At 65.4% G+C, this 23333-nt stretch carries 25 protein-coding genes; 22 read left to right on the top strand and 3 right to left on the bottom strand.

Annotated elements, in window-relative coordinates; translation table 11 throughout:
- Window positions 1-87 precede the first annotated feature (87 nt).
- Complete coding sequence (locus AX709_RS12395) at window positions 88-1059, top strand: lytic transglycosylase domain-containing protein (protein ID WP_066549636.1); 972 nt, start codon at window positions 88-90, stop codon at window positions 1057-1059.
- 29 nt (window positions 1060-1088) lie between these two features.
- Here the strand turns inward: AX709_RS12395 and AX709_RS12390 are convergent, their stop codons facing one another.
- Together AX709_RS12390 and AX709_RS12385 are read right to left on the bottom strand one after the other, a co-directional pair.
- Window positions 1089-1595, bottom strand: a complete 507-nt coding sequence (locus tag AX709_RS12390) for a hypothetical protein (RefSeq protein WP_047100311.1) — start codon at window positions 1593-1595, stop codon at window positions 1089-1091.
- 124 nt (window positions 1596-1719) lie between these two features.
- Window positions 1720-2190, bottom strand: a complete 471-nt coding sequence (locus tag AX709_RS12385; RefSeq protein ID WP_066549635.1) for a hypothetical protein — start codon at window positions 2188-2190, stop codon at window positions 1720-1722.
- Window positions 2191-2555: 365 nt separating this feature from the next.
- On the opposite strand from AX709_RS12385, the gene AX709_RS12380 reads away from it, so the two are divergent.
- The 21 genes from AX709_RS12380 to AX709_RS12285 all read left to right on the top strand — a co-directional run bounded on the left by AX709_RS12380 (window position 2556) and on the right by AX709_RS12285 (window position 22287).
- Complete coding sequence (locus tag AX709_RS12380; RefSeq protein ID WP_030541416.1) at window positions 2556-2876, top strand: TrbC/VirB2 family protein; 321 nt, start codon at window positions 2556-2558, stop codon at window positions 2874-2876.
- 61 nt (window positions 2877-2937) lie between these two features.
- Window positions 2938-3228 carry a type IV conjugative transfer system protein TraL gene (gene traL / locus AX709_RS12375; protein WP_007406717.1) on the top strand — a complete coding sequence of 97 codons (291 nt, stop codon included), beginning with the start codon at window positions 2938-2940 and terminating at the stop codon, window positions 3226-3228.
- A gap of 1 nt (window position 3229) precedes the next feature.
- Window positions 3230-3796: a type IV conjugative transfer system protein TraE gene (locus AX709_RS12370; RefSeq protein ID WP_047100309.1), complete on the top strand. Its 567-nt coding sequence runs from the start codon at window positions 3230-3232 to the stop codon at window positions 3794-3796.
- On the top strand, window positions 3793-4596 hold the full coding sequence (locus AX709_RS12365; RefSeq protein WP_066549634.1) for a type-F conjugative transfer system secretin TraK: 804 nt from the start codon (window positions 3793-3795) through the stop codon (window positions 4594-4596). Before AX709_RS12370 ends, AX709_RS12365 begins: the two co-directional genes overlap by 4 nt.
- A 4-nt stretch (window positions 4597-4600) precedes the next feature.
- A complete protein-coding gene (locus tag AX709_RS12360; RefSeq protein WP_047100308.1) occupies window positions 4601-5929 on the top strand; it encodes a TrbI/VirB10 family protein in 1329 nt (442 codons plus the stop codon).
- Window positions 5916-6794, top strand: coding sequence for a DsbC family protein (locus AX709_RS12355; RefSeq protein WP_066549633.1), 879 nt, complete (start codon window positions 5916-5918; stop codon window positions 6792-6794). The genes AX709_RS12360 and AX709_RS12355 overlap by 14 nt, the downstream gene beginning before the upstream one ends.
- The gene (locus AX709_RS12350; RefSeq protein ID WP_066549631.1) at window positions 6791-7822 is read left to right on the top strand and encodes a TraV family lipoprotein; all 1032 of its coding nucleotides are present in this window, start codon (window positions 6791-6793) and stop codon (window positions 7820-7822) included. The genes AX709_RS12355 and AX709_RS12350 overlap by 4 nt, the downstream gene beginning before the upstream one ends.
- 1 nt (window position 7823) lies before the next feature.
- Window positions 7824-10415 (top strand): type IV secretion system protein TraC, encoded by a 2592-nt coding sequence (traC, locus tag AX709_RS12345; RefSeq protein ID WP_066549630.1) that lies wholly within the window; start codon window positions 7824-7826, stop codon window positions 10413-10415.
- A gap of 13 nt (window positions 10416-10428) precedes the next feature.
- The gene (locus AX709_RS12340) at window positions 10429-10782 is read left to right on the top strand and encodes a hypothetical protein (protein WP_007406604.1); all 354 of its coding nucleotides are present in this window, start codon (window positions 10429-10431) and stop codon (window positions 10780-10782) included.
- Window positions 10775-11452: a type-F conjugative transfer system protein TrbI gene (locus AX709_RS12335; RefSeq protein ID WP_037569809.1), complete on the top strand. Its 678-nt coding sequence runs from the start codon at window positions 10775-10777 to the stop codon at window positions 11450-11452. The genes AX709_RS12340 and AX709_RS12335 overlap by 8 nt, the downstream gene beginning before the upstream one ends.
- Window positions 11433-11969 (top strand): S26 family signal peptidase, encoded by a 537-nt coding sequence (locus AX709_RS12330; protein WP_042469292.1) that lies wholly within the window; start codon window positions 11433-11435, stop codon window positions 11967-11969. Before AX709_RS12335 ends, AX709_RS12330 begins: the two co-directional genes overlap by 20 nt.
- Window positions 11966-12625 (top strand): type-F conjugative transfer system protein TraW, encoded by a 660-nt coding sequence (gene traW, locus AX709_RS12325; protein WP_007406603.1) that lies wholly within the window; start codon window positions 11966-11968, stop codon window positions 12623-12625. The genes AX709_RS12330 and traW overlap by 4 nt, the downstream gene beginning before the upstream one ends.
- Complete coding sequence (locus AX709_RS12320; protein ID WP_007406606.1) at window positions 12625-12894, top strand: hypothetical protein; 270 nt, start codon at window positions 12625-12627, stop codon at window positions 12892-12894. Before traW ends, AX709_RS12320 begins: the two co-directional genes overlap by 1 nt.
- Window positions 12894-13910, top strand: a complete 1017-nt coding sequence (gene traU / locus AX709_RS12315) for a conjugal transfer pilus assembly protein TraU (protein ID WP_007406589.1) — start codon at window positions 12894-12896, stop codon at window positions 13908-13910. The genes AX709_RS12320 and traU overlap by 1 nt, the downstream gene beginning before the upstream one ends.
- Before the next feature lie 10 nt (window positions 13911-13920).
- The gene (gene trbC, locus AX709_RS12310; RefSeq protein WP_007406615.1) at window positions 13921-14667 is read left to right on the top strand and encodes a type-F conjugative transfer system pilin assembly protein TrbC; all 747 of its coding nucleotides are present in this window, start codon (window positions 13921-13923) and stop codon (window positions 14665-14667) included.
- The gene (locus AX709_RS12305) at window positions 14664-16505 is read left to right on the top strand and encodes a conjugal transfer protein TraN (protein WP_007406612.1); all 1842 of its coding nucleotides are present in this window, start codon (window positions 14664-14666) and stop codon (window positions 16503-16505) included. Before trbC ends, AX709_RS12305 begins: the two co-directional genes overlap by 4 nt.
- 24 nt (window positions 16506-16529) lie before the next feature.
- A complete protein-coding gene (locus AX709_RS12300) occupies window positions 16530-16925 on the top strand; it encodes a hypothetical protein (RefSeq protein ID WP_231727521.1) in 396 nt (131 codons plus the stop codon).
- The gene (locus AX709_RS18310) at window positions 16906-17142 is read left to right on the top strand and encodes a hypothetical protein (RefSeq protein ID WP_082052519.1); all 237 of its coding nucleotides are present in this window, start codon (window positions 16906-16908) and stop codon (window positions 17140-17142) included. The genes AX709_RS12300 and AX709_RS18310 overlap by 20 nt, the downstream gene beginning before the upstream one ends.
- A gap of 2 nt (window positions 17143-17144) precedes the next feature.
- Window positions 17145-17969, top strand: a complete 825-nt coding sequence (locus AX709_RS12295) for a conjugal transfer protein TraF (RefSeq protein ID WP_066549654.1) — start codon at window positions 17145-17147, stop codon at window positions 17967-17969.
- Between the two features lie 65 nt (window positions 17970-18034).
- Window positions 18035-19435 carry a conjugal transfer protein TraH gene (locus AX709_RS12290; RefSeq protein ID WP_066549629.1) on the top strand — a complete coding sequence of 467 codons (1401 nt, stop codon included), beginning with the start codon at window positions 18035-18037 and terminating at the stop codon, window positions 19433-19435.
- A gap of 23 nt (window positions 19436-19458) precedes the next feature.
- The gene (locus AX709_RS12285) at window positions 19459-22287 is read left to right on the top strand and encodes a conjugal transfer protein TraG N-terminal domain-containing protein (protein ID WP_066549624.1); all 2829 of its coding nucleotides are present in this window, start codon (window positions 19459-19461) and stop codon (window positions 22285-22287) included.
- Here the strand turns inward: AX709_RS12285 and AX709_RS12280 are convergent.
- Entirely contained in the window at window positions 22284-22487 is a 204-nt protein-coding gene (locus AX709_RS12280) for a hypothetical protein (RefSeq protein ID WP_037569807.1), read from the bottom strand. The genes AX709_RS12285 and AX709_RS12280 overlap by 4 nt on opposite strands.
- Window positions 22488-23333 lie beyond the last annotated feature (846 nt).

Below are 23333 nucleotides of genomic sequence, written 5' to 3'. Positions count from 1 at the left end.
GCAGCCATAGTTTGCCCGCTCCGGGGAATTGACAACTACAAATCGCCTGATCTCAACTTCCTGAACTAGGGGTCAGGGAGGTTTGATATGCGTGCGTTGTTGCTCGCGAGCACACTTTTCATCGTTGATAGCGGGGCCGCGCTCGCGGCGACCCAACGCGCCGCTTCGCCGGTGCGCAGCGTCCAGCTGATCAGCATGACGGGGCGGTCGGACGTCGCCGCCGACGGTAAGGATGGGACGGCCGAGCCCAGCATGGAGGGTCCGGCCGAGGCCGTCATAGCGGATGTGGAGGGTTTCCGGGTCCACGATCTGAGCCGTCGCTGGGTCGAGTATCAGATGGGTGAAAGACTCGCGGCAGAGGCCGGCGCAACGACGGCGGTCGCGGAGGAGGACCCCTTTGCCCCGGTCGGTGTTGCCCAGCTCGGCGCCCCGGCCAGTCAGACGGCGGCATTTGCTCCATTTTCCGCGATCGCCGTGCCGGCATGGATGCGCGGCGGCCCGGTTTTCGCTGCGGCTGCCACGACCTTCGTCCCCGGATGCTCGCCGACGGGTTACCGGCGAAGCGGCTTCCTGCCCGCCGATGCCGAAGTCCGCCGCCAGACATATTTCTCGATGATGAGCAACGTCGCCTGCGAATACGGGATTCCAGTCGGGCTGTTCGATGCGATGATCATTCGGGAGAGCCGCTACAACGCCTCCGCGGTGTCCCCGAAAAGCGCATTTGGCCTCACGCAGCTGATGCCTGGGACGGCCGCCGGTCTTGGCGTGAACCGCTACGACGTGGAGCAGAATCTTCGTGGCGGAGCGCGGTATCTGCGTCAGCAGCTCGACCGGTTCGGTGCCTATCACCTCGCCTTGGCGGCCTACAATGCCGGGCCCGGGCGCGTCAGGAACGGGAGTGTGCCGCGGATCGTCGAGACCCAGGATTATGTCTCGAACGTCCTGCTCAACTGGTCTCGGCTCAGCGGCATTTCGAGAGTTGCGACCATCCAGACGAGTGCATCGCCGGCACCGCGCCGTGAACCATTCGTTCGCGCCGCCACGGTGTCGAGCTTCTGAGAAGTCGTGCCGATCGCACGGGTGCCGCGCTAGAGAAGCGGGTCGCGCCCCGAGCCGAATTGCGAGCGACGCTGGAGGACCGCCGTGATCTCGGTGACCATCCGCTTGATGACCGCCGACTGGAAATAGGTGCCCCACTCGCTGCGGATTTCGCTGCCGTCCATGCCCTCGAGCTCCTGAAGAGCCTCGACGAGCCGGTGGGGCAGACCTTTGAACAAGGTGCTCAGCATCGCCACGAGTGCGGTGAAGCGATCGTCCTGCACGAGCTCCATCTCGCGGGTCATCTCGACGCTGATGACTGCCTGCATGAGGTCGATGTTAAGGGCCCTGAGGATCGCCTGGAATTCCGGCAAGGTCATCGAGGCGCGCTTCTCCGGGTCCCGGTGAAGGATCGTGCCGAGCCTGCTCTTCTTGATACCTGAGCGCAGCGCCATCGTCCGGATGCCGATGTCGTTGGCCTCCATCGCGCGCATGATCATCGGCACATAGTCGGCCGCTGCTTCAGCTTCTGCCTCGAGGGGCAGCTCCTGCTCCATTCGATTCGTAAGCGATGACACTTTTCGCCCCCGCAGTCCTTTTTGCGGACAGAGCGACACAATCAAACCTTATCGATCTTGGCAAGCCCTTCGAGAAAAGCCCGCGCACCCCTCACAACCGAATTTATCTAATTCGCACAACCTTTTCGCCCTCGTCACGACCACGCCCGCGCGCGCCTTTTGGCGGCTTTTGCTCGTCGATTCCGATCTTGCTCAACAGCTTGGCGGTGCCCTGCTCGACCACATAATCGAACAGCAGCATGGAGATAGCGTCGCCGACCGTCAGGGCCGATCCGAGATGCTTTTCGAGTCGCCGCTTGGCCTCCGTCAGGCTTTCCGCGCTCGTCTTCGTGATGCTTAGATGGATGCGGATCGGGCCCTTGGTCGGCACCTTCTCGAGGTGCTTGCGCAGCGTTTCCACGTCGTGCTGCTCGATCGCGCCTGCGGCGCCGGCGGTGGCGCGCGCGTTCACGAGGTTCCCGAGCGACTGGTAGCGCCGTGTCTGATTGGAGTGAATCCGCAGACTCTCGGTGGTCAGCCGAAACAGATACTCGGATACGTCGAGGGTGTACCCCCGCATTGCCTGCCCGCCCATTCCCGCATGTCCTTGCTTGCCTGGCTTCGGCTGAAGTCGCCAAGGTGAAGTGACATCGCCCTATACGACTCGTCCGGGGCGAGCCAAGTGTACCCGCACAGGGACTTGCCCGCAAAGCCGGACCTGGGTCCGCAACCGCGGACAGCGCGCCTGAAAGCCGGGACAAGGTGTCCGCGAATCAAGATGAAGAATCGTTGTTCGCGGACGATGTTTGGCTCTGCCGAAGGTTCTTTAGGCACGGCCGCTAGATAAATCCGCCGAGAGCCCGGCGGTTCCAACAAAAGCCGGTTGTAGCGAAAGTCGTTGGGGACCCACCCTTCAATTGGGCGCGGAGGTGCCGCGTCTCCATCGAAGGGAAAACTCTTATGCAGTCTCTGCTGAATCGGAGCGGGCGCATGGAGATGGCGATCCTCGCCCTCGCTGTGATGCTGTTCGCGCTCCTGTGGTTCGCCGGGCCGGCCTTTGCCGGGGCGGATACCACGTTCGACACGGCCCTCACGAAGTTCACCGACTTTCTCGAGGGGTCGGGCGGCAAGGTCATTACCGTGCTGTCGCTCGCCGGCGGCATCGTGGCGCTCGCCTCGGGCCGCTTCTCCATGGGTCAGATCGCCATTCCGGTCGGCGTCGGTGTCGGCGCCGGCACGGGCATTCCGATCGTCACCTCGACGGTGACGGCGACGATCTAACGCAACGAGCCTGGCGCGTCGGGGTGGCAGCCTCGGCGCCGCACAGGGGGAGGGTGGTGCAATGGCCGCAGACAAGTACGCGATCCCATCTCATCTGGACGATCCAGAACTGATCGGGCTGTGGACGCTGGATGAGTTCCTGGCGATGGTTACGCCATTCGTCTGGGGGATCATGACCCAGCACATCGTCATCGGAACGGCGTTGGCATTCGCCGGCTGGTGGGGATTGAAAAAGGCAAAAGCGGGTCGTGCCGCGTCTTGGCTGCTCCATCTGGCCTATTGGCATCTTCCGGCCGGCTTCACCGGCCTGAGGGCCACGCCACCCTCTTATCTCCGACTGATGGCGGGCTGAGATGGACCTCGCATTCAGCCACGCAAGCAACCAGCGGGTTCTTCGCCAGCGCAACTTCCTGGTCGTGGTCGCAGGCGCGCTTGCGGCGATAACAGCGCTGCTGCTCGCCTTCGGCATCTCGCGAGACCGCGAGATCGTCCTCCAGCCCGTACTGCGCTCGCCGGTGACCGTCAGCAGTGCCGGCGTCTCCCGCGAATATCTCGAGATGATCACGCGCGACGTGGTGGTGCTCACGCTCGACCGCAGTCCGCAAAACCTCGAATATTGGATGAACGCGGTGCTCGAGATCACATCGCCGCGCGTTCAGGGCAAGATCAAGTCCGACCTCCTCAAGATCGTCAACGAACAGCGCGGCTCCTCGATCTCGCAGTTCTTCACGATTGAGTCGATGGACATCGATCCCAAGAACCTGCGGTCCGAGGTGACCGGCGAGCTCCACACCATTGTCGGCAACAAGGTGATCTCCAGGGAGCGCCGCACCTTCCGCTACGACTGGGAGTATGAGGGCTTGTCGCTCCGCTTGGTCGGCTTCGGGATGGTCCGCACCGGCAAGGAGCAAGACAAATGATGGCTTTCTATGCCGTCGGCAGCGCTGCTGCAGGCACCATCCTCATGTCCCGCATCTACTGCATCCTGAGCAGGGTGGCGGGCGCCTGCCTGATCACGCTGGCGGTCTTCCTGTTCGCGCAGCCGGCATGGGCAGACCAGACGGTCGTGGCCGCCGACAGCGCCCAGGTCGACTGTCAGGCGTCGGCCAAGGACCTGACCCGGATCAGCCTGGTCGATGACGAGTTCGCGAGCGTGTCGAAGATCTCGACCGGCAACCCGCAGGACGACTTCTCGGTCGTCAACGAGCCGGTCCGGGGCGACATCTACCTGAGCGTGCCCGAAGGTTTCGGCCGCCCGGCGCTTTCCTTCTTCGGCACGAGCAAGCGCGGCTACGTCTACAAGTTCGTCTGCCGGATCGCCGGCGACCAGGCGGCGCAGTTGTTTGTGTCCAATCCGGCGATCGCCCGGGAAAAGGCAGCCGAGGGCTCGCCCCAGCAGGTCGCCGCCGGGCCGCAGGATGCCGCGGTCGAGCTCGTCCAGGCCATGTACGCCAACAGCGTCGCCGACGGCTATGAGATGCGGCAGCGCGCGCTGAAGCCGGTCTATGTCGGCAAGCTCAAGGTCCAGATGATCGCTGAATATCGCGGGCAGGACCTGACCGGCAAGGTGCTGCGCATCGAGAACACGGGCGATGCGCCGACCGAGTTGACCGAGCGCACGGTCGCTCCGGCAAGCGCGCTCGCCGTCTCCATCGCCGAGCCCAAGCTCGCCCCGGGGAAGGTCACGACGGCCTACCTCGTCTCCCAGAATGTGAGGTAAGCCCATGGCCTTCTCGGACATTTTCACTCGTAAGCGGAGGCCCCTCGACGAGGCGGAGGGCGAGGGGGTCTCGCCTGTCGGAGGCGAACTGGCGGGCAACGAAGCGGTGCGCCGCAAGCAGCGAATGCTGCTCGCCGGGGTCGCCGGCGTCGGGCTGGTTCTGTCCTCCATGTGGATCTTCAGCGGCGACGAAGGCGAGAAGGCCGCCGACGCCGATGGCGCCGAGAAGGTCGAGGTCTCGACCAAGGATCTGGTGAACCGCAACCTCTCGCAGCAGGAGTGGATGGCGCTCTCGGAAAACCGGTTTGAGTCCACCGAGAACCAGCTCAAGTCGGTGAACGGCCAGCAGGCGAGAATGGACAATCTCGCCGCTCAGATCGAAGCACTGAAGGGGCAGAACTCGTCGATGCAGGCCGACGGCCAGCGAGTGCTGTCCGCTTACCAGGCGGAGAATGAGCAGCTCCGCAAGCAGCTGAACGAGCGGCCTTCGGCGCCGCCCCCGGCGCCGGGCCCCGCGGCACTGTACGGGCGAGGTGGCCCGCAAGCCTATCAGCGGCCGGACGCGCCGGGCGAGGCCGGCGCAGCGCCTCCGCTCAGCCGCGCCGCCGAGGTCAAGATGGTCAGCTTCTCGTCTTCCGACACGGGGACTGCGTCCAAGGTGGCGAAGGGCAGCACGGTCTATACCGACAGCCCGAACTATCTGCCGCCCAACAGCTTCGCCTCGGCCAAGGTCATCGTGGGGGTGGACGCGAGCGCCGGCGTGAACAGCCAGACCGATCCGCTGCCCGTCGTTCTGCGCGTTACCGGGCCGGCGCGCTCGGTGCTGCAGAACGGCAAGCTCCTCACGACCAAGATCCAGGGCTGCCTCATCAACGGCGCGGCGCGCGGAGACCTTTCCAGCGAGAAGGTCTACGTCAAGCTGCAGAAGATGACGTGCCCGCAGCCCGGCGGCCGCTACGCCGTCTCGGAGGTCAAGGGCTTCATCGCGTTCGGCGGCAAGACCGGCGTGCGCGGGCGGGTGGTCAGCCGCGAGGGTTCGCTTGCCATGCAGGCGTTCCTCGCGGGCCTCGTCGGCGGTGCCGGCAACGCGCTCAACACGGCCTTCCAGCAGCCGCTGGCGACGATCAGCACCGATGGCGACGGTGGAACTAACCGCACGCCGAGCTTGGGCAATGTCGGCCTGCGTGCGCTCGGCGGCGGTGCCGCGGAGTCGGGCAAGGACGTCTCGAAATATCTGATCGAGCGCGCCGAACAGTACCAGCCGGTCATCGAGATGCCGACCGGCGTCGATGTCGAAATCGTCTTCCTGGAGGGTGTTTATGTCCGCAATTGATCGCTTGCGCCGGAGCGCGTTCGCGCGCCCCTGGAAGCTGCTCACCGGCGTCGCGGCGCTTGGCGCTGCGAGCGTCGCCCTCGCGGCCCAGGTCGCGGGTCCGAGCAGCGCCGAGGTCACGAACCTGCTCAAGACGCGCCTGCCGAAGACGCCCCTAACCCAGGTCAATTGCGAGAAGGTACGTGGCCTCTGCGAGGTGACGGCGGGGTCGAACCTCTTCTACGTCGACGCCGGCGCCCGCTACCTCATCATCGGCCGGGTCTATGACATGCAGACACGCCAGGATCTAACGGCCGCCCGGCTGCTCGAGATCAACCCCGACATGCTCGTCGGCGGTGCGGCCAAGGCCAATGCCGCGGCCGCGGAGGGCGAGGGCCAGGGAATGGAAGCGGCGGCTCCGGCGCAGGCGAGGGTCGAGAAGACCGCGCTCCCCTCGCGGCCGACTAGGCTGGCGCTGGACGGACTTCCGAAGGACGGCGCGATCGTCTGGGGCAATCCGGCGGGGCAGACAGTCACGGTCTTCACCGACTTCCGGTGTGGGTATTGCCGCGCGCTGACGAACGTGCTGCGCAGCATGAACGTTCGGGTCGTCGAGCGGCCGATCTCCGTTCTCGGCAGTCGCGATATCGCCGACCGGGTCTATTGCGCGAGGAATCGCGAGGAGGCGCTACATGCCGCCTATGCCGGCGAGCCGCTCAAGAGCGGCCCGTCGTGCGATACGTCGGGCCTCGATGCGAACGAGGCCTTCGCTCACAAGCACGGCCTGAGCGGAACGCCGGTGATCGTGCGCAGCGATGGAGCGATGCTCGAGGGCTATCGGCCCAAAGAGTTCCTGCAGAGCTGGCTCAAGGACGGGCGCTCGTGAGCGCGCCGCGCCTCGGCCGCCAGGCTGCGGTCGCCGCGCTTGGCTTCGGCACGCTGATGAGCCTGAACGGCTGCACGACCTTCGGCGGCAACGTGAAGGGCAGCTTCACCTGCCAGGCGCCGGACGGCATCTGCGCGCCGTCCTCCACGATCGACGATCGCGCGCTGGCGATGATCTCCGGTGACGCCGGCGATGTCATGATCCCGGCAGGGCCCTATCCGACACCGGCACAACAGCCCCGTGCCCTGCGCACCGCTGTGGCAGCGCCGCTCTCGGACGCACATGGGCAGGTCGCGCCGCGAACCCGCGAGAAGGTGCTCCGGATCGTGTTTCAGCCCTATGTCGATGACCGGGGCCGGCTGCATGAATCGAGCGCTGTCCACGCGGTCGTCCAATCCGAGTGGCAGGCCCAGGCGCTTGCGGATGCGACTCCCATCCCCGACAGCAGGTCGGCTGATGCACCTGTTCAGCTGAGCCTTGTCGATGCGGTCGAGCGCGAGGTTCCCGGTGTGGTGGACGTCGCCGCGTTCGACCCGAACATGCCGGACCCGGATGTGGTGGCGGCTGCCCGGGCCAGAAAGCCGGATCCGGTTGCAGCGATCAAGGCGGATGTCGCCAGCCGTCTGGCTACCAAGGTCAAGCCGGCGCGCGGCGCGCCGACGGCTGGAGCGCCCGCCTCGGCATCCTCAGCGACTGGGTCGCAGCAACCGACTGCGTCCGCCACGGGCACCAAGCGCGCAGCTGGCGGCGGCGAGACCGCCGCGGCGGGCGTGCCAGCCAGCCGGCGAAGCGAGGCGCCGCCTCAAGCCAAACAGCGCTCGGAGGGTGCTCCCGCCACGAGCACTGCGTCCGGCCAGGAGGCAGCTGCGCGCGTGAAGGCGAGCCAAGAGTATCAGGAAGCGCGCGAGCGGATCGAGGACAGCGCGCGCGGCTCCGCCGGAGCGACGCCCGGGGCGGGGCTCACGACCCTGACGAGCCCCACCGTCCGCGCTGCGAGCTTCCCCGCGGCGGTTCCGGAGGACAATTGACATGAGCGCGAAGCCCCGTTTCTACGACAGCCTGCTCTCCGGTCTGTTCGGCGATAGCAAGCGGCCAGAGGCCGAGCGTCCGGACTTGGCCGTGCCGATGCTCGCGCATTGGCTGCCCTATCGCAGCTACGACCCGAAAACGGGCATCTTCTACAACTCCGCCTCGCGCGGATTCGTGATCGAGGTCTCGCCGCTCGTCGGGGCGGATGAGCGTACCGGCGAGATCCTGACCCAATTCTTGTCCGAGGGCATCCCGGTGCCCGGATGCCTGCAGTTCCACGACTGGATGAGCCCGCGGATCAGCGAGCGGCTCTCCAAATGGTATCTGCCCCGCTACTCGGCGAGCGGCGTCTACGAGCGGATGGCCAAGCATCGGGTCGACTTCCTCACGGACGGCGTGTGGAACTCGCTTTCGGCCGATGCGCCGTTCTGTCTTCGCAACCACCGCGTCGCCATTTCCTATTCGACGCCGGAAAGCTCGCGTGTCTCGGTCGAGGAAATCGTCGCCGTGATGGACGGCCTCATCTCCGTGCTCGGCTCGATCGGGGTCTCCGCGCGCAAAATGGATCCGGTCGCGCTGATCGGGTGGATCGACGACATCACCTCGCCGACCACGGCCGCGGGCGACGACGTCATCAGCTACAATCCGCTTGATCCCATCGCTGACCAGGCGGTGCGCCGCGACATCGAGATGAAGGTAGATCCGGACCGCATCCTGCTGCGGACGGAACGGTTTCGCCCGACCGGCAAGGAGGTCAACGGCGCGCCCGAGATCGGCGAGATCTATCCCGACGTATTCGACGTGCGCTCGTTCTCGGTCCGCAATCTTCCTCAGCGCTGGGCGCCCTGGGACTGCGCGCGGCTGATCGGCGACATGTTCGCCGACAAGCTGCGAATGCCGTGCCCGGTCTCCACGAACCTGTGCCTCGACTTTCCCGATCCCCAGGCCTCGAGCAACAAGGCCGGTTTCAAGTTCATGCGCACCACGAGCCTCGCCGACTCCAAGTCCGCGCGCTTCCTTCCCCAACTCCGCGAGCAGTCCCAGGAGTGGAAGTTCGTCAATGACGAGATCCGCCAGGGGCGCAAGCTCGTGCGCCTGTTCTACAGCGTTACGTCCTTCTCTCCCAAAGGGAAGGGAGACGCCAACGAGCGCGTCCTCAAGTCGGTCTACCGGGCCGCAGGCTGGGACCTGCTCGACGACCGCTACCTCCAGGTGATGGGCCTCTTGTGCGCGATGCCCATGACGATGGCGAACGGGCTGTCCCGCGACCTCGAGCGCATGAAGCGCATGCGGACCATGCTCAGCACGACCGCGGCGAACCTGGCTCCCATACAGGGCGAGTATCTCGGTGGTCACACGCCGCACCTGCTCCTGATCGGCCGACGGGGCCAGCCCTTCTTCTGGAGCCCGTTCGAGAACGCCGCAGGCAACCATAACGTGGCGGTGTTCGGCAAGTCGGGGTCGGGCAAGTCGGTCGCCCTGCAGGAGCTGTGCGCCTCGTTGTGCGGTGCGGGATCCAAGGTTGTCGTGATCGATGACGGCCGCTCCTTCGAGCACTCGGCCAAGCTGCAGGGCGGTGCCTTCGTCGAGTTCACGATGTCGAGCGGCTTCTGCCTGAACCCGTTCTCGATGATCGACGCCGCCCAGGCGGCCGAGGATGAGGACTATCTCCTCGACTGCATGGCGATGCTCAAGGCCATCGTGAACCAGATGTCCCGCCACATCGACCGGCTGACCGACACCGAGCGCGGCCTGATCGACGGCGCAGTCAACCGCGTCTGGGAGGCTAAAGGCAGGAACGGCTCGATCGACGACGTGATCGCCGCGCTCAACGAGACTGGCAACGAGCTTGCCTCGCATCTCGCCATCGCGATGATGCCGTTCTCGAGCGCCGGCACCTACGGCAAGTTCTTCCAGGGTGAGGTCTCGTTCGAGCTGCAGGCACAGCTCACGGTGTTCGAGTTGTCCGACCTGTCCTCGCGCGAGGAACTGCGCAGCGTCGTCCTGACCGCGATCATGTTCATGTCGCAGCAGATGATGCGGAAGGTCGACCGCTCCATTCCGAAGGCGCTGCTCCTGGACGAGGCCTGGCAGATGCTTCGCGGCGGGGCGATGGCCGATTTCATCGAAACCTACGCCCGCACGTGCCGCAAGTATGGCGCCTCGTTGGTGACGGCCACGCAGTCGCTCAACGACTACTACAAGTCGGCCGGGTCCATAGCCGCCCTCGAGAACAGCGACTGGTTCGTGATCCTCCAGCAGAAGCCGGAAACGATCGCCGACTTCAAGAAGCACGATCGCTTCGAGATGGACGACTATACCGACGCGCTGCTCCGCTCGCTCAAGCGCAACGGCTTCGAATATTCCGACATCATGATCAAGGGGCCGGAGACGCTGGCGGTCGGCCGGCTGGTCCTCGATCCCTTCTCTGCCGCGCTGTTCTCGTCGAGCCCGCGCACCTTTGCTGCCATTGAGGCGATGGTCGCCGACGGGCTCAGCATGGATGAGGCGATCGAGCGGATCGCATTCCCCGAGAACCCCGAAAAATGGACGATGCCCGCCGCTGATGCGGCGGCAATCGCTGCGGAGTGAACCCATGGCGACGATGCTCACAGAGCCGACCACCCCCAGCCCCCGACGCCCGTCGCGCGGGCTCGATGTCGGCTTTCTGCTTTACTTCTACCTCCACATGGCAGGGTTCCTCGCGTCGACCCTGCTCATCACCTGGGGCCTGTTCGTCCTCTTCTTCCTCGCCATCGGCGGCTTCTCGTTCGACGGGATGATGCACCAGCTCGACAATCTTGCGAGCCGGTACGTCGCCGCCGAGGCCGCTCGCATCACGTCATTCCGGCACGTCTTGATCGTCGCGCACATGCTTCTCGCGGCCGCGGTCATCTTCTTCCGCCGGCACAGCATCCTGCCTTCGCGCGATCCCAAGGGGAGCAACACCGATGTCTGATCAGCCCCAGCTCGACCTTCAAGCTCCTCCGACGGCGCCGAAGGCCGCTGCGCCGGCCCGTTCCGGGCGTGGTTTCGGCGGATTCACGCGGGCTCAGCTGGTGATGGGCGCGATCCTGATCGTCGCACTGATCTGGGCGATGTGGGTGACCAAGGCACTCGTCGAGCCCCGCGAGGAGCATATCGTCAAGGCGAGCCTCTCCAACATCGTTGGCGAGTATGTGAGCGCGCAGGCGCGCTCCGCGTCGCCGCCCGGGCAGGTCGAGGCCGAGATGCGTGCCTTCATGTCCTCGCTCGACCACGAACTCCAGCGCCGCGGTGCGGGGGGGCAGGTGGTGCTGGTCGGCGAGGCGGTGCTGACGAAGAACGTGCCCGACATCACCGACAGCCTGCGGAAGGCCGTCTATGCGAGCGGCGTTCGCCAACCCCGGCCGGCGAGCGCTCAGGAGATGCAGCAGCTCCAGCAGCAGATGGCGCCGGGACCGGCGACGCCATCGATGCCCGGCGGGCCCGCTGCCGCTACCGGCGCAACGCTCGAGCCGATGGTGGCCGTCCCGGCCGGAGCGGCCATGCCGCAGGCCGGCTCCGGTGCCGGCGCTGCGCCTTCCGCGGCAATCCCCGGGGCAGCGATCACCACCTTTGGAGGTCCCGATGGCAGTGCCGGTCAGTAATGCGACGGCCGCCCCCTGGCGGCCGCGCAAACGACTTTGGGGCCTGTATGGCGGGCTCGTCGCGGGAAGCGTGGTGCTCGGCGCGATCAGCGACTGGCGCGACAATCACGCGCTCCTGATCAACACCACAGACTCGCTCCCGAACTGGGCGTTCGTCATCCACCGGAACAAGGTGCCGGTCAGGGGCGAGTACGTCTTCTTCGATCCGCCCCCCAGCGACCTGGTGCGGCGCCATTTCGGCGACAAGCCGCAGATGTTCGGCAAGATCGTCTACGGCCTGCCGGGCGACGTTGTGGCGCACTGGCACCGCGCCGTGACGGTGAACGGACGGGTCGTGGGCTACACCAAGCCCACGACCAGAAGCGGCGAGCGGCTCCCGATCGGGCCGAGCGGCGTGATACCGGCGGGCTGCTACTATGTCGGCACCCCCCACAAGGATGGTTTCGACTCCCGCTACGCGGCGATCGGCTTTGCCTGTCGGCGCCAGATTGTCGGCACCGGCGAGGCGATCCTGTGATCCGCGCGGTCGCTGCCTCGCTCGCCGGTGCTGCCTGTCTGGGCGCCGGGGTCCTGGTCACCGGATCGGAGCGGGGCGAAGCGCGGGACTTCGGCCAGCTCGGGCAGACGTTCCCTGTCATCGAAGCCGACCTGCTCTCCACCATCGAGGCTCGGTTGCAACGCGCGCAGGCGACGGGAGAGATGGACCGCGTCAACGCGGCCTTCGCCAAGCGCGTGGAGGCCAAGGTGCGGCGCCCGGTGCCGGTGGCCGGCATCACGCCTGCCGAGGAGCCGCGGGCCTGGGACTATGACCCGAGCATCACGCTCGAGCGCGAGATCCGGGACCACAAAGGACAGGTGATCGCGCAAGCCGGGCAGAGGATCAATCCGCTCGACTTCGTATCGATGCGGCAGAGCCTCGTCTTTGTCGACGGCGACGATACGGCGCAGGTCGTGTGGGCGACCCGACGGTTCACCGAGTTCAACGCGAAGATCATCTTCGTCAAGGGCTCGCCGATCGAGTCGATGACGGCGCGGAAGCGCCGGTTCTTCTTCGACCAGGACGGTCGCCTGACCGCCAAGTTCGGCATCCGCCACACCCCGGCCGTGGTGTCGCAGACCGGCAGTCTGCTGCGCGTCTCGGAGACCGTCCTCGAGCCGGGAGCAAAGAGCTGATGCCGCTTTGGCTGGACCTTCTGCGGACCCCCATGGCCGCACCGGAAACCGGCGCCCTTCGCCGCATGCGGCTGGTGTGGCAGGGGCTGTGCCTGTCGGTCGCGTCGGTCGTGGGGTTCTTCGCGCAGTTCCATGCCGCCCTTGGCCGGGCTGCGCCGTGCCTCGCGGCCGCGCTGCTCGCCGCGGCGGCGCTGTACACCTGGCTCTATCTTCGCCGGAAGAATGCGGCCGACAGCGCCTTCCTCCAAGAGACGGGGGAGGCGGGCTGATGCGCTGGCTGAGGGCCATCCTCGGCGTCTTGGGGCTGCTGCTCGTGGTGGTGGCCCTGGCGCCGCGCGCCGAGGCGGCGCCGACGTGCACGGGCAAGTTCGTGAATCCCATCACGGACGTCTGCTGGTCGTGCCTCTTTCCGCTTTCGATCGGCGGGGCGAAGATCTGGCCGGGCAGCCGCCCCGACACCAACAATCCTGCGTCGCCGGTCTGCGCGTGCGCCGACCCCTTGCCCCGCATCGGCATCTCGGTCGGCTTCTGGGAGCCCGCGAGGCTGGCGGACGTAACGATGAAGCCGTGGTGCTTTCCCAACCTCGGGGGAACGCGGATCGCGCCGGGCTTCGACATCGGCCAGGGCTACCTAGCCGGGCCGTCGATGGTAGGCGGCCGGTCACAGAGCACGGCGAAGTGGCACGTCCACTGGTACGTCTACCCGCTCCTATACTGGATGGAGATCCTGACCGACTTCATCTGCTTCGAGCAGGCATCGTTCGACATCGCCTATATGACCGAGGTCGATCCGCTGTGGCAGGATGACTCGCTGACCGCGATCATCAACCCCGAGGCGATCGTCTTCGCGAACCCGATCGCAAAGGCGGCGTGCGCGGGCGACTGCATTGCGGGAACGGCCGCGCTGCCGCTCGACGCGCTGTTCTGGTGCGCGGGGTGCCAGGGCAGCATGTATCCGCTCAACGGCAATATTCCCGCCTCGATCGGGCATGTCCAGTCGTCGCGGCTCGCGCTTTCCCGGTTCGCCTACAAGATGCACCGCGAAGGCCTCGCCTGGGGCACGATGGGCTCGCAGGGGCTCTGCAAGAAGTACCTGATGCCGATCATGCGGAAGCAGCAATACCGCTTCCAGATGGTCAACCCGATCCCGACGGTGAGCGGCCGGTTCGCCTGCTCGGCGATCGGCGCCTCGACCATGCCGCCCGATGCTGGACGCGCCTTTCCCGCCGGCGGCGAGGACATGGGCTACCTCGTCTGGCGCAAGCGCAACTGCTGCGTGTTCTGAGGAGAGAGACATGCGTCTTCTGACATCGGGCATCGTCGCGCTTCTCGGCACTGCTGGTCTTTCGGCATTGCTCGCGCAATCCGTCGACGGGGTCGACGTTCAGGCCGTCAAGAAGCGCGCGGCCGACATGGCAGCAGAAGCGCAGGCCTTCGTCGACCAGGTAAAGGACCGCGGTGACGAATTCCGCGAGCAGGCGAGCGCCGTCCGTAAGTCGGGCATCGACAACATGCAGCGGGTTGCCGCGACCGATCTGCCAAAGGGACCGGAAGGTAAGATCGACTTCGACGAGCTGGTGCAGGGCGCGGCGACAAATGCCAATGTCCCGGGGGGCGATGCCCCGCAGTTCATCGTCTTCGCCAGCCTGTCGATGCCGCCGGCGACGCTCAAGCAGCTGATCGCCGATACCGCGCGGGCAGGCGGCGTCGTCGTTTTCCGCGGCTTCCCCAACAACTCGGCCAAGGAGTTCGTCAGCCGTCTCGGCCAGGTCGTGCAGAAGGGCGACATGCCGAATATCGGCATCGACCCGCGGCTTTTCCGCGCCTTCGACGTGCAGGCGGTACCGACATATGTGGCGGTCTCGTCGACCTTCGACCTGTGCGCCGGATTTCACTGCCAGACCAAGGTTCCGCCCCATGATCGCATTGAGGGCAACGTCACGGTCGACTATGCCCTCAACACCTTCGCGGAGGCCAACGGACCGGGCGCGCGCATCGCATCGGTGGCGCTCGGCAACCTGGCGCGGAGCCGGCGCCAATGAACCTTCGCGCCATCGTGGCCGTGCTTGCCGGCGTCTGCCTGACGATCAGCTCTGCTGGCGCGCAGCAGATGACGATCGAGCAGGCGCGCGAAGAAGGCAAGGCGTTTGGCAACGCGAAGCGGGGAGATGAGAGCCTTGTTCCCAATTCGGAGGCGCAGGCCCATGCCGTGCCGGGCTATTCCGGGACCAATCAGCCGCAGAGCACCTACTTCGACGATCCGGATGCGCTCATCGCGGCGGGGACGGCCCAGCGGTCGACGAACGAGTCCTACCGGACCGTCACCGACGCTGATCGCACGCGGCCCGCCTTCAGCAACACGGAGATCCTTGCAACGACGTCGCGCGCAACGTCGATCGAGAACGATCCGTCGGCCTACCTCGCCGATGAGAATATCGGCTCGACCACCGGCCAGTGCCAACCGCTCCCGCCAGGTTCCGGCGCGGGAGGATATTACGAGGCGACGTGCAACCAGGGAACGAAGCTCGACGAAGTGCCGAGGTCCTGTTCTATCAGGATGGCGCCTGAGATCACGAAAACCGACGCGTACAAGTATTTCGTCGTTCCCGACAGCGCCTACGGTACGCCGTTCGCACGCTATTCCTCGATGGCGCCGCACGTCGCGGCCGGAACCTGCAAGCCCACGGGCGTGGCCATGCAGGCCTGCGCCGCGCACCGGATTTACGGCGTGTCCACCAACAAGTTCTGCGACGACTACTATGCGACGGAGTATGTCTGCTCGCAGAGCCTGGGGGATATCGCCCTCTTGCCGAGCCCCATCACTGGCGAGGGCTGGCACGAGAAGACCGTCCAGACCAGGGTGACGGTGAAGCGGGTCGACGGCTGCGCCGAAATGGCAGCCGATGCGATGTGCACCGCTGCCGCGGCCGGCGAGGTCTGCACCGAAGGACCTGAGACCCGGATCATCGACGGCGTGCCGGTCACGCAGGCCTGTTGGGCGTGGAAGCGCGACTTCACCTGCAATGTCATGAGCGCAGGGAACGACTGCGGCGATCTCGACGCGAACCGACAGTGCACGTTTCTGCGCGAGGACTGCCTGGACGACCCGCAGCAGGGTGCGTGCAAGGTCAAGGAGAAGGTCTATCGTTGCCCAACACCGGACACCCCGACCTCAAACGCGCCGCAGTACATCTGTGGTGACGATGTCTACTGCATCAACGGGGACTGCGAGCCGATTACCCGCGAGGCCTCGACCGAGTTCAAGGACGCCTTGGTCGCGTTGCACGCGATCGACGACGCTTCAAAGGGCTTCGACCCGAACAATCTCACCGTCTTCTCGGGAACGCGGGACACCTGCCACAAGCCGGTCTTCGGCCTCATCAACTGCTGCGCGGGCAAGGTATCCGGCGCGCTGACGGTCGCCGCAGGCGGCGCAGCGCTCGCCGGCGGGCCCGTCGCGATCGCCGCGCTCGCGACCCCGTTCCTGGCGCTGTTCGCCTGCTCCCAGGACGAGATGAAGCTCGACATCAAGGACCGCATGGGTTTCTGCCACAAGGTCGGAACCTGGTGCTCGTCCAGCTTCCTCGGCATCTGCAAGACGAAGAAGACCGCCTATTGCTGCTTCGAAAGCAAGCTGAGCCGTGTCCTTCAGGAGCAGGGCCGCGTCCAGCTGAACAAACCTTGGGGGAAGCCCAAGAACGAGCAGTGCAAGGGCTTCAGCATTGCCGAGTTCCAGCGGCTCGATCTCTCGAAAATGGACTTCACGGAAGTGTACGCCGACTTCCTCGACGCGGCCAAGCTGCCGGACGAGGTCCAGACGATGACCGAGATTCAGTCGAAGATTCAGAACTACTACGACCTGCATGGAGGCAAGCCATGACCAGCCACGAGCCAGGGGATCGAGATGACGGCCACGGCGAATGACCTGCTCTCTGCCGGCGCTCCAGGGTGTGACTGGAAGATGACCGTGTTCGAGCTGGCGATTTTCATGTGCCTGTATCGCGCCGGGCAGCCGCGGCGCGTGGAGGACATCTGCAAGGTGATCGGCGGCTGGTTCGAATGCGTGGTCGACCCGCCGGCCGCAGCTGCGCCGATCGAGCACATGCTGGCCAATCGGTGGCTCGCGGAAAAGGGTCATGGCCTTTGCGCAACCGAGGAAGGCCGCCGTGCGGCGCGACCGCTGATGAGCGGCATGGTGCGGATGCTCGACCATGGGACGCGGCTGATCGATGTCGCTCTGATGATGTCCGTGCTGCGCTTGTCGAAAGGAGAACTGGACCATGGCATTCGCGATCTTTGAGCCAGCGATCTTGGCGGTGCTGCTCGCCGGCGTCGGCCAGCCAGCACCTGCAGCGCCTATGTCCGCGCCCGCCTCACCGTGCAGTCGCCACGCAACCATCACCTCCGCCTTCGACTGCTGCCTCGACCTCGCGCTGTGGAAGGCGCCGCCCACCGCACCGCTCAACCACCCCGCGCCATCCCCGGACGGTGCGGCAGATCAAAAGGAAGGACGATGAGCATGTCCAAGGTCGCGAAGCTGGCGATGCTCCTGCTGGCGGTCGCGCCCCTGGCGGCGCCGCTGCGGGCGCAGGATGCCGAGCGTCGGGACGACAGCGTCGAGGCGTCCGACCGCAGCGACGATTTCTACTGCGGCGAGCGCAGGCTCGGACAATGGTTCTACTGCACCAAGCCGAAGCCGCCCGAGACCGCGAAGGCGCAGCCGCAGACGTCCGAGCAGAGCGCGGCGGAGCGCCTCGAGGCCATCACGCGGCAACTGGATGAGCTGAAGGCGCGGGCGATCCTCGATCCGTCGGAAGAGAACGTCATTGCCTATGTCCGTTTCCAGCGTGAGCAGCTGGACCGCGCGTCGACCTTTTCGGACACCTGGCAGCGTGCGCTCTGGCAGAATCCGGACATCGACTACACGCTGCAGCGGCCGGTCAACACGGTGGCCAAGCGCGCCTGGCTCGACAACCGGAAGGCCGACCGCGACCAGGTGCTGACCAACCTCGGTCAGCGCTACGGTCTGTTCTACTTCTACGCGCAGAGCTGCGGCGCGTGCGAGGTCTTTTCGCCGATCCTGCGATCGGTCGCGGACGGTCACCGCATGGCCGTGATGGCCGTCTCGATGGACGGCGGGCCGAGCCGCGACTTCCCCAACTATGTGGTCGACTCCGGCCAGCGCGCGCGGATGGGGATACCCGGCAACGAGACGCCGGCACTCGTCCTGTTCGACACCGCGACGAAGCGCACCATCCCCGTCGGCTACGGCATCCTCAGCGCCGATGAGATCATGGATCGCATCTTCATGCTCACCAACACCAAGGTCGGGAGCGACTACTGATGTCCATTCAACGGCAGAAGGGTCGACTGAAAAGGCTGGCTCACCGCGCCGGCGCCGCCCTCTCCATGGTCGCCGCATCGCATTTCGCGCTCATCGGTGTCGCACGGGCGGACGTCGCCTCGGAGATGAACGGGTTCTTCAACGACGCCGGCGGCGCGGCGAACGTCACCGGGCCAACGGCGTTCCAGGGGCAGTCGGCCGGCTACTACTCGCTCGGCAACGTCTGGACGCGCTTCCCGCAGAAGAGCGTGTCGCCCTTCAACCTGCAGCTCCCAAGCGCGCGGGCGGGATGCGGGGGTATCGACCTGTTCTCCGGCTCCTTCAGCTTCATCAACGCGAGCGAGATCGTCGCGATGCTGAAGGCGACGGCGAACAACGCGCTCGGCTTCGCCTTCAAGCTGGCGATCGACAGCGTCTCGCCTGAGATCGGCAAGGTCATGGACGAGTTCAGCCAGAAGGCTCAGCTCCTCAACCAGATGAACATCTCGAGCTGCGAGACCGCGCAGGCGCTGGTGGGCGGGATCTGGCCGCAGATGGAAACCACCCGATCGACCATCTGCGAGGCTGTCGGCAACAGCCAGGGCGTCTTCTCGGACTGGGCCGCGTCCCGCCAAGGCTGCAACAACGGGGGCCAGAGGGACGCGACGCTCGCTGGCAACACCGACCCGGCGATGAAGGAGCAGATCATCGGCGACCCGCACAATTATACGTGGGAGGCGCTGAAGAAGTCGTCAAAGTTCGGAGCATTCGACCAGGCCTTCTCCGAATATGTGATGACGCTGGTCGGGACGATCGTCACGACCCCGCCGACAGGCAGCGAGCATGGCCCGAAGGTGGTGATCTACGGACCGGCCGAGGAGGCGGTCGTGACGGCATTGCTCGACGGCACCGCGAACGCGCCGGCAGTGAAAATCCTGAAGTGCAACAACGACCCGTGCACCGACGTCTCGGACCAGACGCTCAGCGTGCCTGCTTCAAGCGCGCTTCGGCCCCGGATCGCGACGATGATCAAGAGTATGAGCTCCAAAATTCGCAGCGACACCGCGCTCGACGCAGCCGAGAAGCAGCTGCTGAACATGGCGACGGTTCCGATCTACAAGATACTCGCGGTTCAGGCCTACGCCCACTACGCGCTCACCGACGGCGAGACTCAGACGCTCTCTGAAATCGTCGCGGTCGATCTGCTGAACGCCATGCTCGACAACATGCTCGACAGGGTGGAGCAGGCGAAGGTCTTCTACCAGACCGCGGACCAGGAGACGGCCTCGCAGTGGCGCCAGCAGATCGCGGCGACCCGCGCCAAGTTCGCGCAGCGCGACGTCAAGCTGAGCAACAAGCTCCAGGTGACGATGCAGATCATCAACCGGAGCATCATGCTGGAGTCGACGCTTCAGAACACCATGACCCCCGGCATGTCATCAGCCCTCAACTTTTCGCGGGGGCTGAACGCGCAGGGCCTGCTCTAGGCGCGTAACAGGGAGGTAGCGGCGTGCTCGAGGTCTTCACCGTTGGCGGGGGCGAGTATCTCGTCAACACTTTCAATGCCGTAGCCGCGTGGGCCGGGGGAGGGGGCTACCGCTCGCTCCTGCGGGTCGTGATGGTCATGGGTCTGATCTACTCGCTCCTCGTCGTCGCCTTCACCCTCAACTTCCGCGCGTGGTTGAACTGGTTCCTTCAGGCGACGGGCATCTACCTATGCCTCATGGTCCCGACGATCGACGTGAAGGTGACCGACCGCCTCAATCCGAGCCTGTCGCCCGCGACGGTGGCGAATGTACCTCTCGGCCTGGGGGTCCTCGCGAGCTTCACCACCCAAATCGGCGACTGGCTCACCCGGACGGCCGAGACCGTCTTCGTCATGCCCGGAGAGCTCAACTACACTACGAACGGCATGGTGTACGGCGCCCGGCTATTCGACGCGACCCGCAACTTCACCATCCGCGACGCGGAGTTCTCGACCAACCTCGAGAACCACTTCAAGAACTGCCTGTTCGGCGACGTGATGCTCTACCAGAAGTCGCTCACCAACCTTGCGAAGGCGCCGGACCTGTGGGCGGCGATCGGGCCGGGCTCGCAAGCGCGGTCGCAGGAGTGGCTGGAGAGGCAAGGCGACGGCTCGGTCCAGAACTTCATTGTCACGTGTCGCCAGGCCTATGACACGCTGAACGGCCAATGGGCGACCATGATCGAGGCGAACGCGGAGCCTTGGGCAAAGGAGGTCTATCCCAAGCTCAGCAATGCTGTCGCCGCGGCGAAGCTCAAGCACGACGTCCCGATCGTGAATGCGGCCTTCACAGGCTCGGGCGACGATTTCACTGGCGTCATGAGGCAGAACACCGCCGTCAACGCCTTCATCCAGGCGCGAAACTCGATGGCCGGCGGGAGCGGGGCGGCGTCGATCGACACCTTCGCACAGACCCGGGCGGACATTCAGGCTCGGAACACCTATAATTCAATCGCGCAACAGGCGATGGCCTGGGTGCCGATCCTGAACATCGTTCTCACAGTCGTCTTCTTCGCGATGTTCCCCGTCATCTTCCCGCTCTTCCTGCTTCCACAGACAGGGCTGAGCTCGTTGAAGGGCTACGCGATGGGGTTCTTCTATCTGGCTTCATGGGGACCGCTTTACGTCATCCTGCACATGATCTGCATGACCCGCGCCGAGGCAGCCTCGAACGGCGTCGCCTCCGGCGGGATGTCGCTCGGAAGCTACGCCGGCATAGGCGCCGTGAACGGCGAGACAGCGACAATCGCAGGCTTCATGCTGATGAGCATACCCTTCCTAGCGGGAGGTCTCGCGCGGGGAGCGATGTCGATCGCCGGGCAGGCGACGTCGATGCTGGCGCCGGCGCAGAATGCCGCGGAAGCTGCGGCGCTGGAGCAGACTACCGGCAATTATTCCTACGGGAACGTGAGCTGGGCGAACTCGACCTCGAACATGCGGCAGGCCGACCAGTGGCAGACCGCACCCAGTTTCATGGGCGGCGCGGCGAGTGTCGGATGGCGTCAGGACAATGGCGCTCTCGTCAACGGCTTCGGCAACGGTCAGGACGTGTTCGACACCAGCGGCGCGATCTCGCGGTTGGGATTCACGCCCACCATGTCGACAGGCACTGTCGCCGAGTGGCGGCAGATGGCAAGCGAGGCGCATCGTCAGTCGCAGGCCTACGACAATGCGGCACAGGAGATGCTCACCTGGACCAAGACCGAGCGGAGTGCGTACGGCACGTCGAGCGAGCGTTCGTCTGGCTGGGATTCGAGCAGCGGCCGCTCGTCGAACACGTCGGTTGAGCAGTTTGACCGGACGACTGGCAGCAGTTCACAAGGATTAGAGGATCGGTCGTCTACCGGCCAGAGCCTGACTGTGTCCAACGGCCATGACCGATCGGCGGGTACTGTCAACCAGGTGTCAGGCTCTGTATCAGTCGGATTGCGCGGTGGTCAGCAAGGCACCGGTGGCGCGCGTAGCGGCATCGGAAGAGTTCTCGGTCGCTTGCCAGGCGTGGGCGGCAGCCTCACAACGCAAGGTCAGCAGCAGGACACCTTGCGGCATGGAACGACAGATACTCGTTCGTCTGATAGTTCCAGTACCGCGAGCAGCGGGGTCCGGGACGAGCATGCCAATGGTACGGGCGCAACGTCCTCCGATGGCACTTATGACCGCTCGGGCGTTTTCAGCCGCGCTTCGACCACTTCCAGCTCCTCCCTCACCCACGAGCAGGCGCTGGCACGTGCCCGGTCGTACACGGAGACGGCCCGAAAGCTCGAGGAGTTGTCGCAGCAGCTCTCCCGCGATGCCAGTTACGCCGAGACGCACGGCATGCAGCTGAGCGAGAACATGAGCCAGGATCTGGCGCAGTGGTATCGGGCGCAACAGGCTTCAAACCCCGGCCTGGATGCTCCGGAGTTGTGGGCGACTGACCTCAGCGACCACCAGCGCGCCGTTCGGCAGGAGATGGTAGCGCGCTGGATGCGCGAGAAGCAGGACGACATTCGCGAAGAGATCGCTGGTAAGCTGCAAGAGCCTGATCTCGTCCAAGTCCACCGGCCAGGTGTCGATAGCGCGGCGGATGTCGCGAGCTCGTATCGACCGCATGGCGTATCAGACAATCCGTCCGGCCCTGCCGGCGGCGATCCTCGGGCCGCCCAGTCGATTATCGAGTCAGGTGGAGACCGGCTCGAGAGCGATCGTGGCGCGGCGCAGGCTGCTCGGACCAACGCCGTGCAGGGTTCGGTCGACGTCCAGCTAGAGGTGAATCGCGACCACAACCGCGGCTTCTTCAATGATCCGAAGCTGCGGGAGCGACCGCGGCGCTAGATTGCGAGAAAGAAGTAGCCGATAACGCCTGCCAGAATCGCATAGGCGACCAGGTAGGCAACCGCGCTCGCTGTGCTGACATTACCATCGGCGTCGGTCACCGGGCCGTGAGGCTCAAACCCATCGTCGACGAACTGAATGATCGGACCGGCTGAATTATCCTGTGTGATTAAGTATGTCGCGGCGTCCAGCTTAAGCATAAGAACCTCCGAACCTGTCCATTACAAGGTTCGAGGCTTGATAACAAGGTGGTGAGGGAGGAGCGGCTCCGGCGCGAAACGGGAAATGCTCGCTGAAGAGCGGGCCACAGCGGGGGCCGCAGCTCCTGATCTCTCGCGCATGGCCGAGATGACGGTAACTGTCGCAGCATCGTCATCGCGATCCAGGTTAGCTATAAACTAGGGACTAGGAACTCCGGCGGAGCGCTTGGGCTCTGCTTCTCGCTGACGTGAAGCCGGCCCTAGTCGGCGAACTCCCGCACGGTCCTAATCGACAACTTGGGCCGTCGGCGCCGAACTGGTCCATCGAGGGGCCACCCGTCATTGTCCCGCGCGGCGCCCTCCAGCCTTGCCCTTAGCTCCTGCGCCTGCCCCTCATATTCGATCGCCAGCAGCCTGTGAGCCGAGGCCGCCTCGACGCTGTGGGCGGCCGCGGCCGCGGCTGCCTCATCGCGTGCGCGACGCACGTAATATTCAAGGTCTTCCCTGCTCATGCAACTCTCCTCCAGCGCCTCTCCCGAATGAGTGGTTCGGCGTCGAGCCGGCCCCGCGCCACCCGAGCGGAGCCGTTGTGCTCCTTTCGGATCCTGTCGTGCGCCTGCACCGAAATGGCTTCCGGCCGGCCGCAGATTAAGGTCTCGCGTGTCAAGTGCCGGCTACCCGACGATGGAGGTGGGGCAGGTTACGCTGGACCTCCCATTTTGTATCACGCCCTTCATAGGCGTTCCACCGATATGTCGGGGGGCTTCTGAGGCGGGCTTCGCCAAAACTCACTGGAAGTTGCCCGCCACCCATGAATCTTTGACGCCCGTGTTTTGGACGAGGGAA

This window comes from Sphingomonas sp. CCH15-F11 (assembly GCF_001557005.1).
Taxonomy (GTDB): domain Bacteria; phylum Pseudomonadota; class Alphaproteobacteria; order Sphingomonadales; family Sphingomonadaceae; genus Sphingomonas.
The sequence above is the reverse complement of the archived record's forward strand: the minus strand, read 5'-3'. Positions and strand labels throughout refer to the sequence as shown.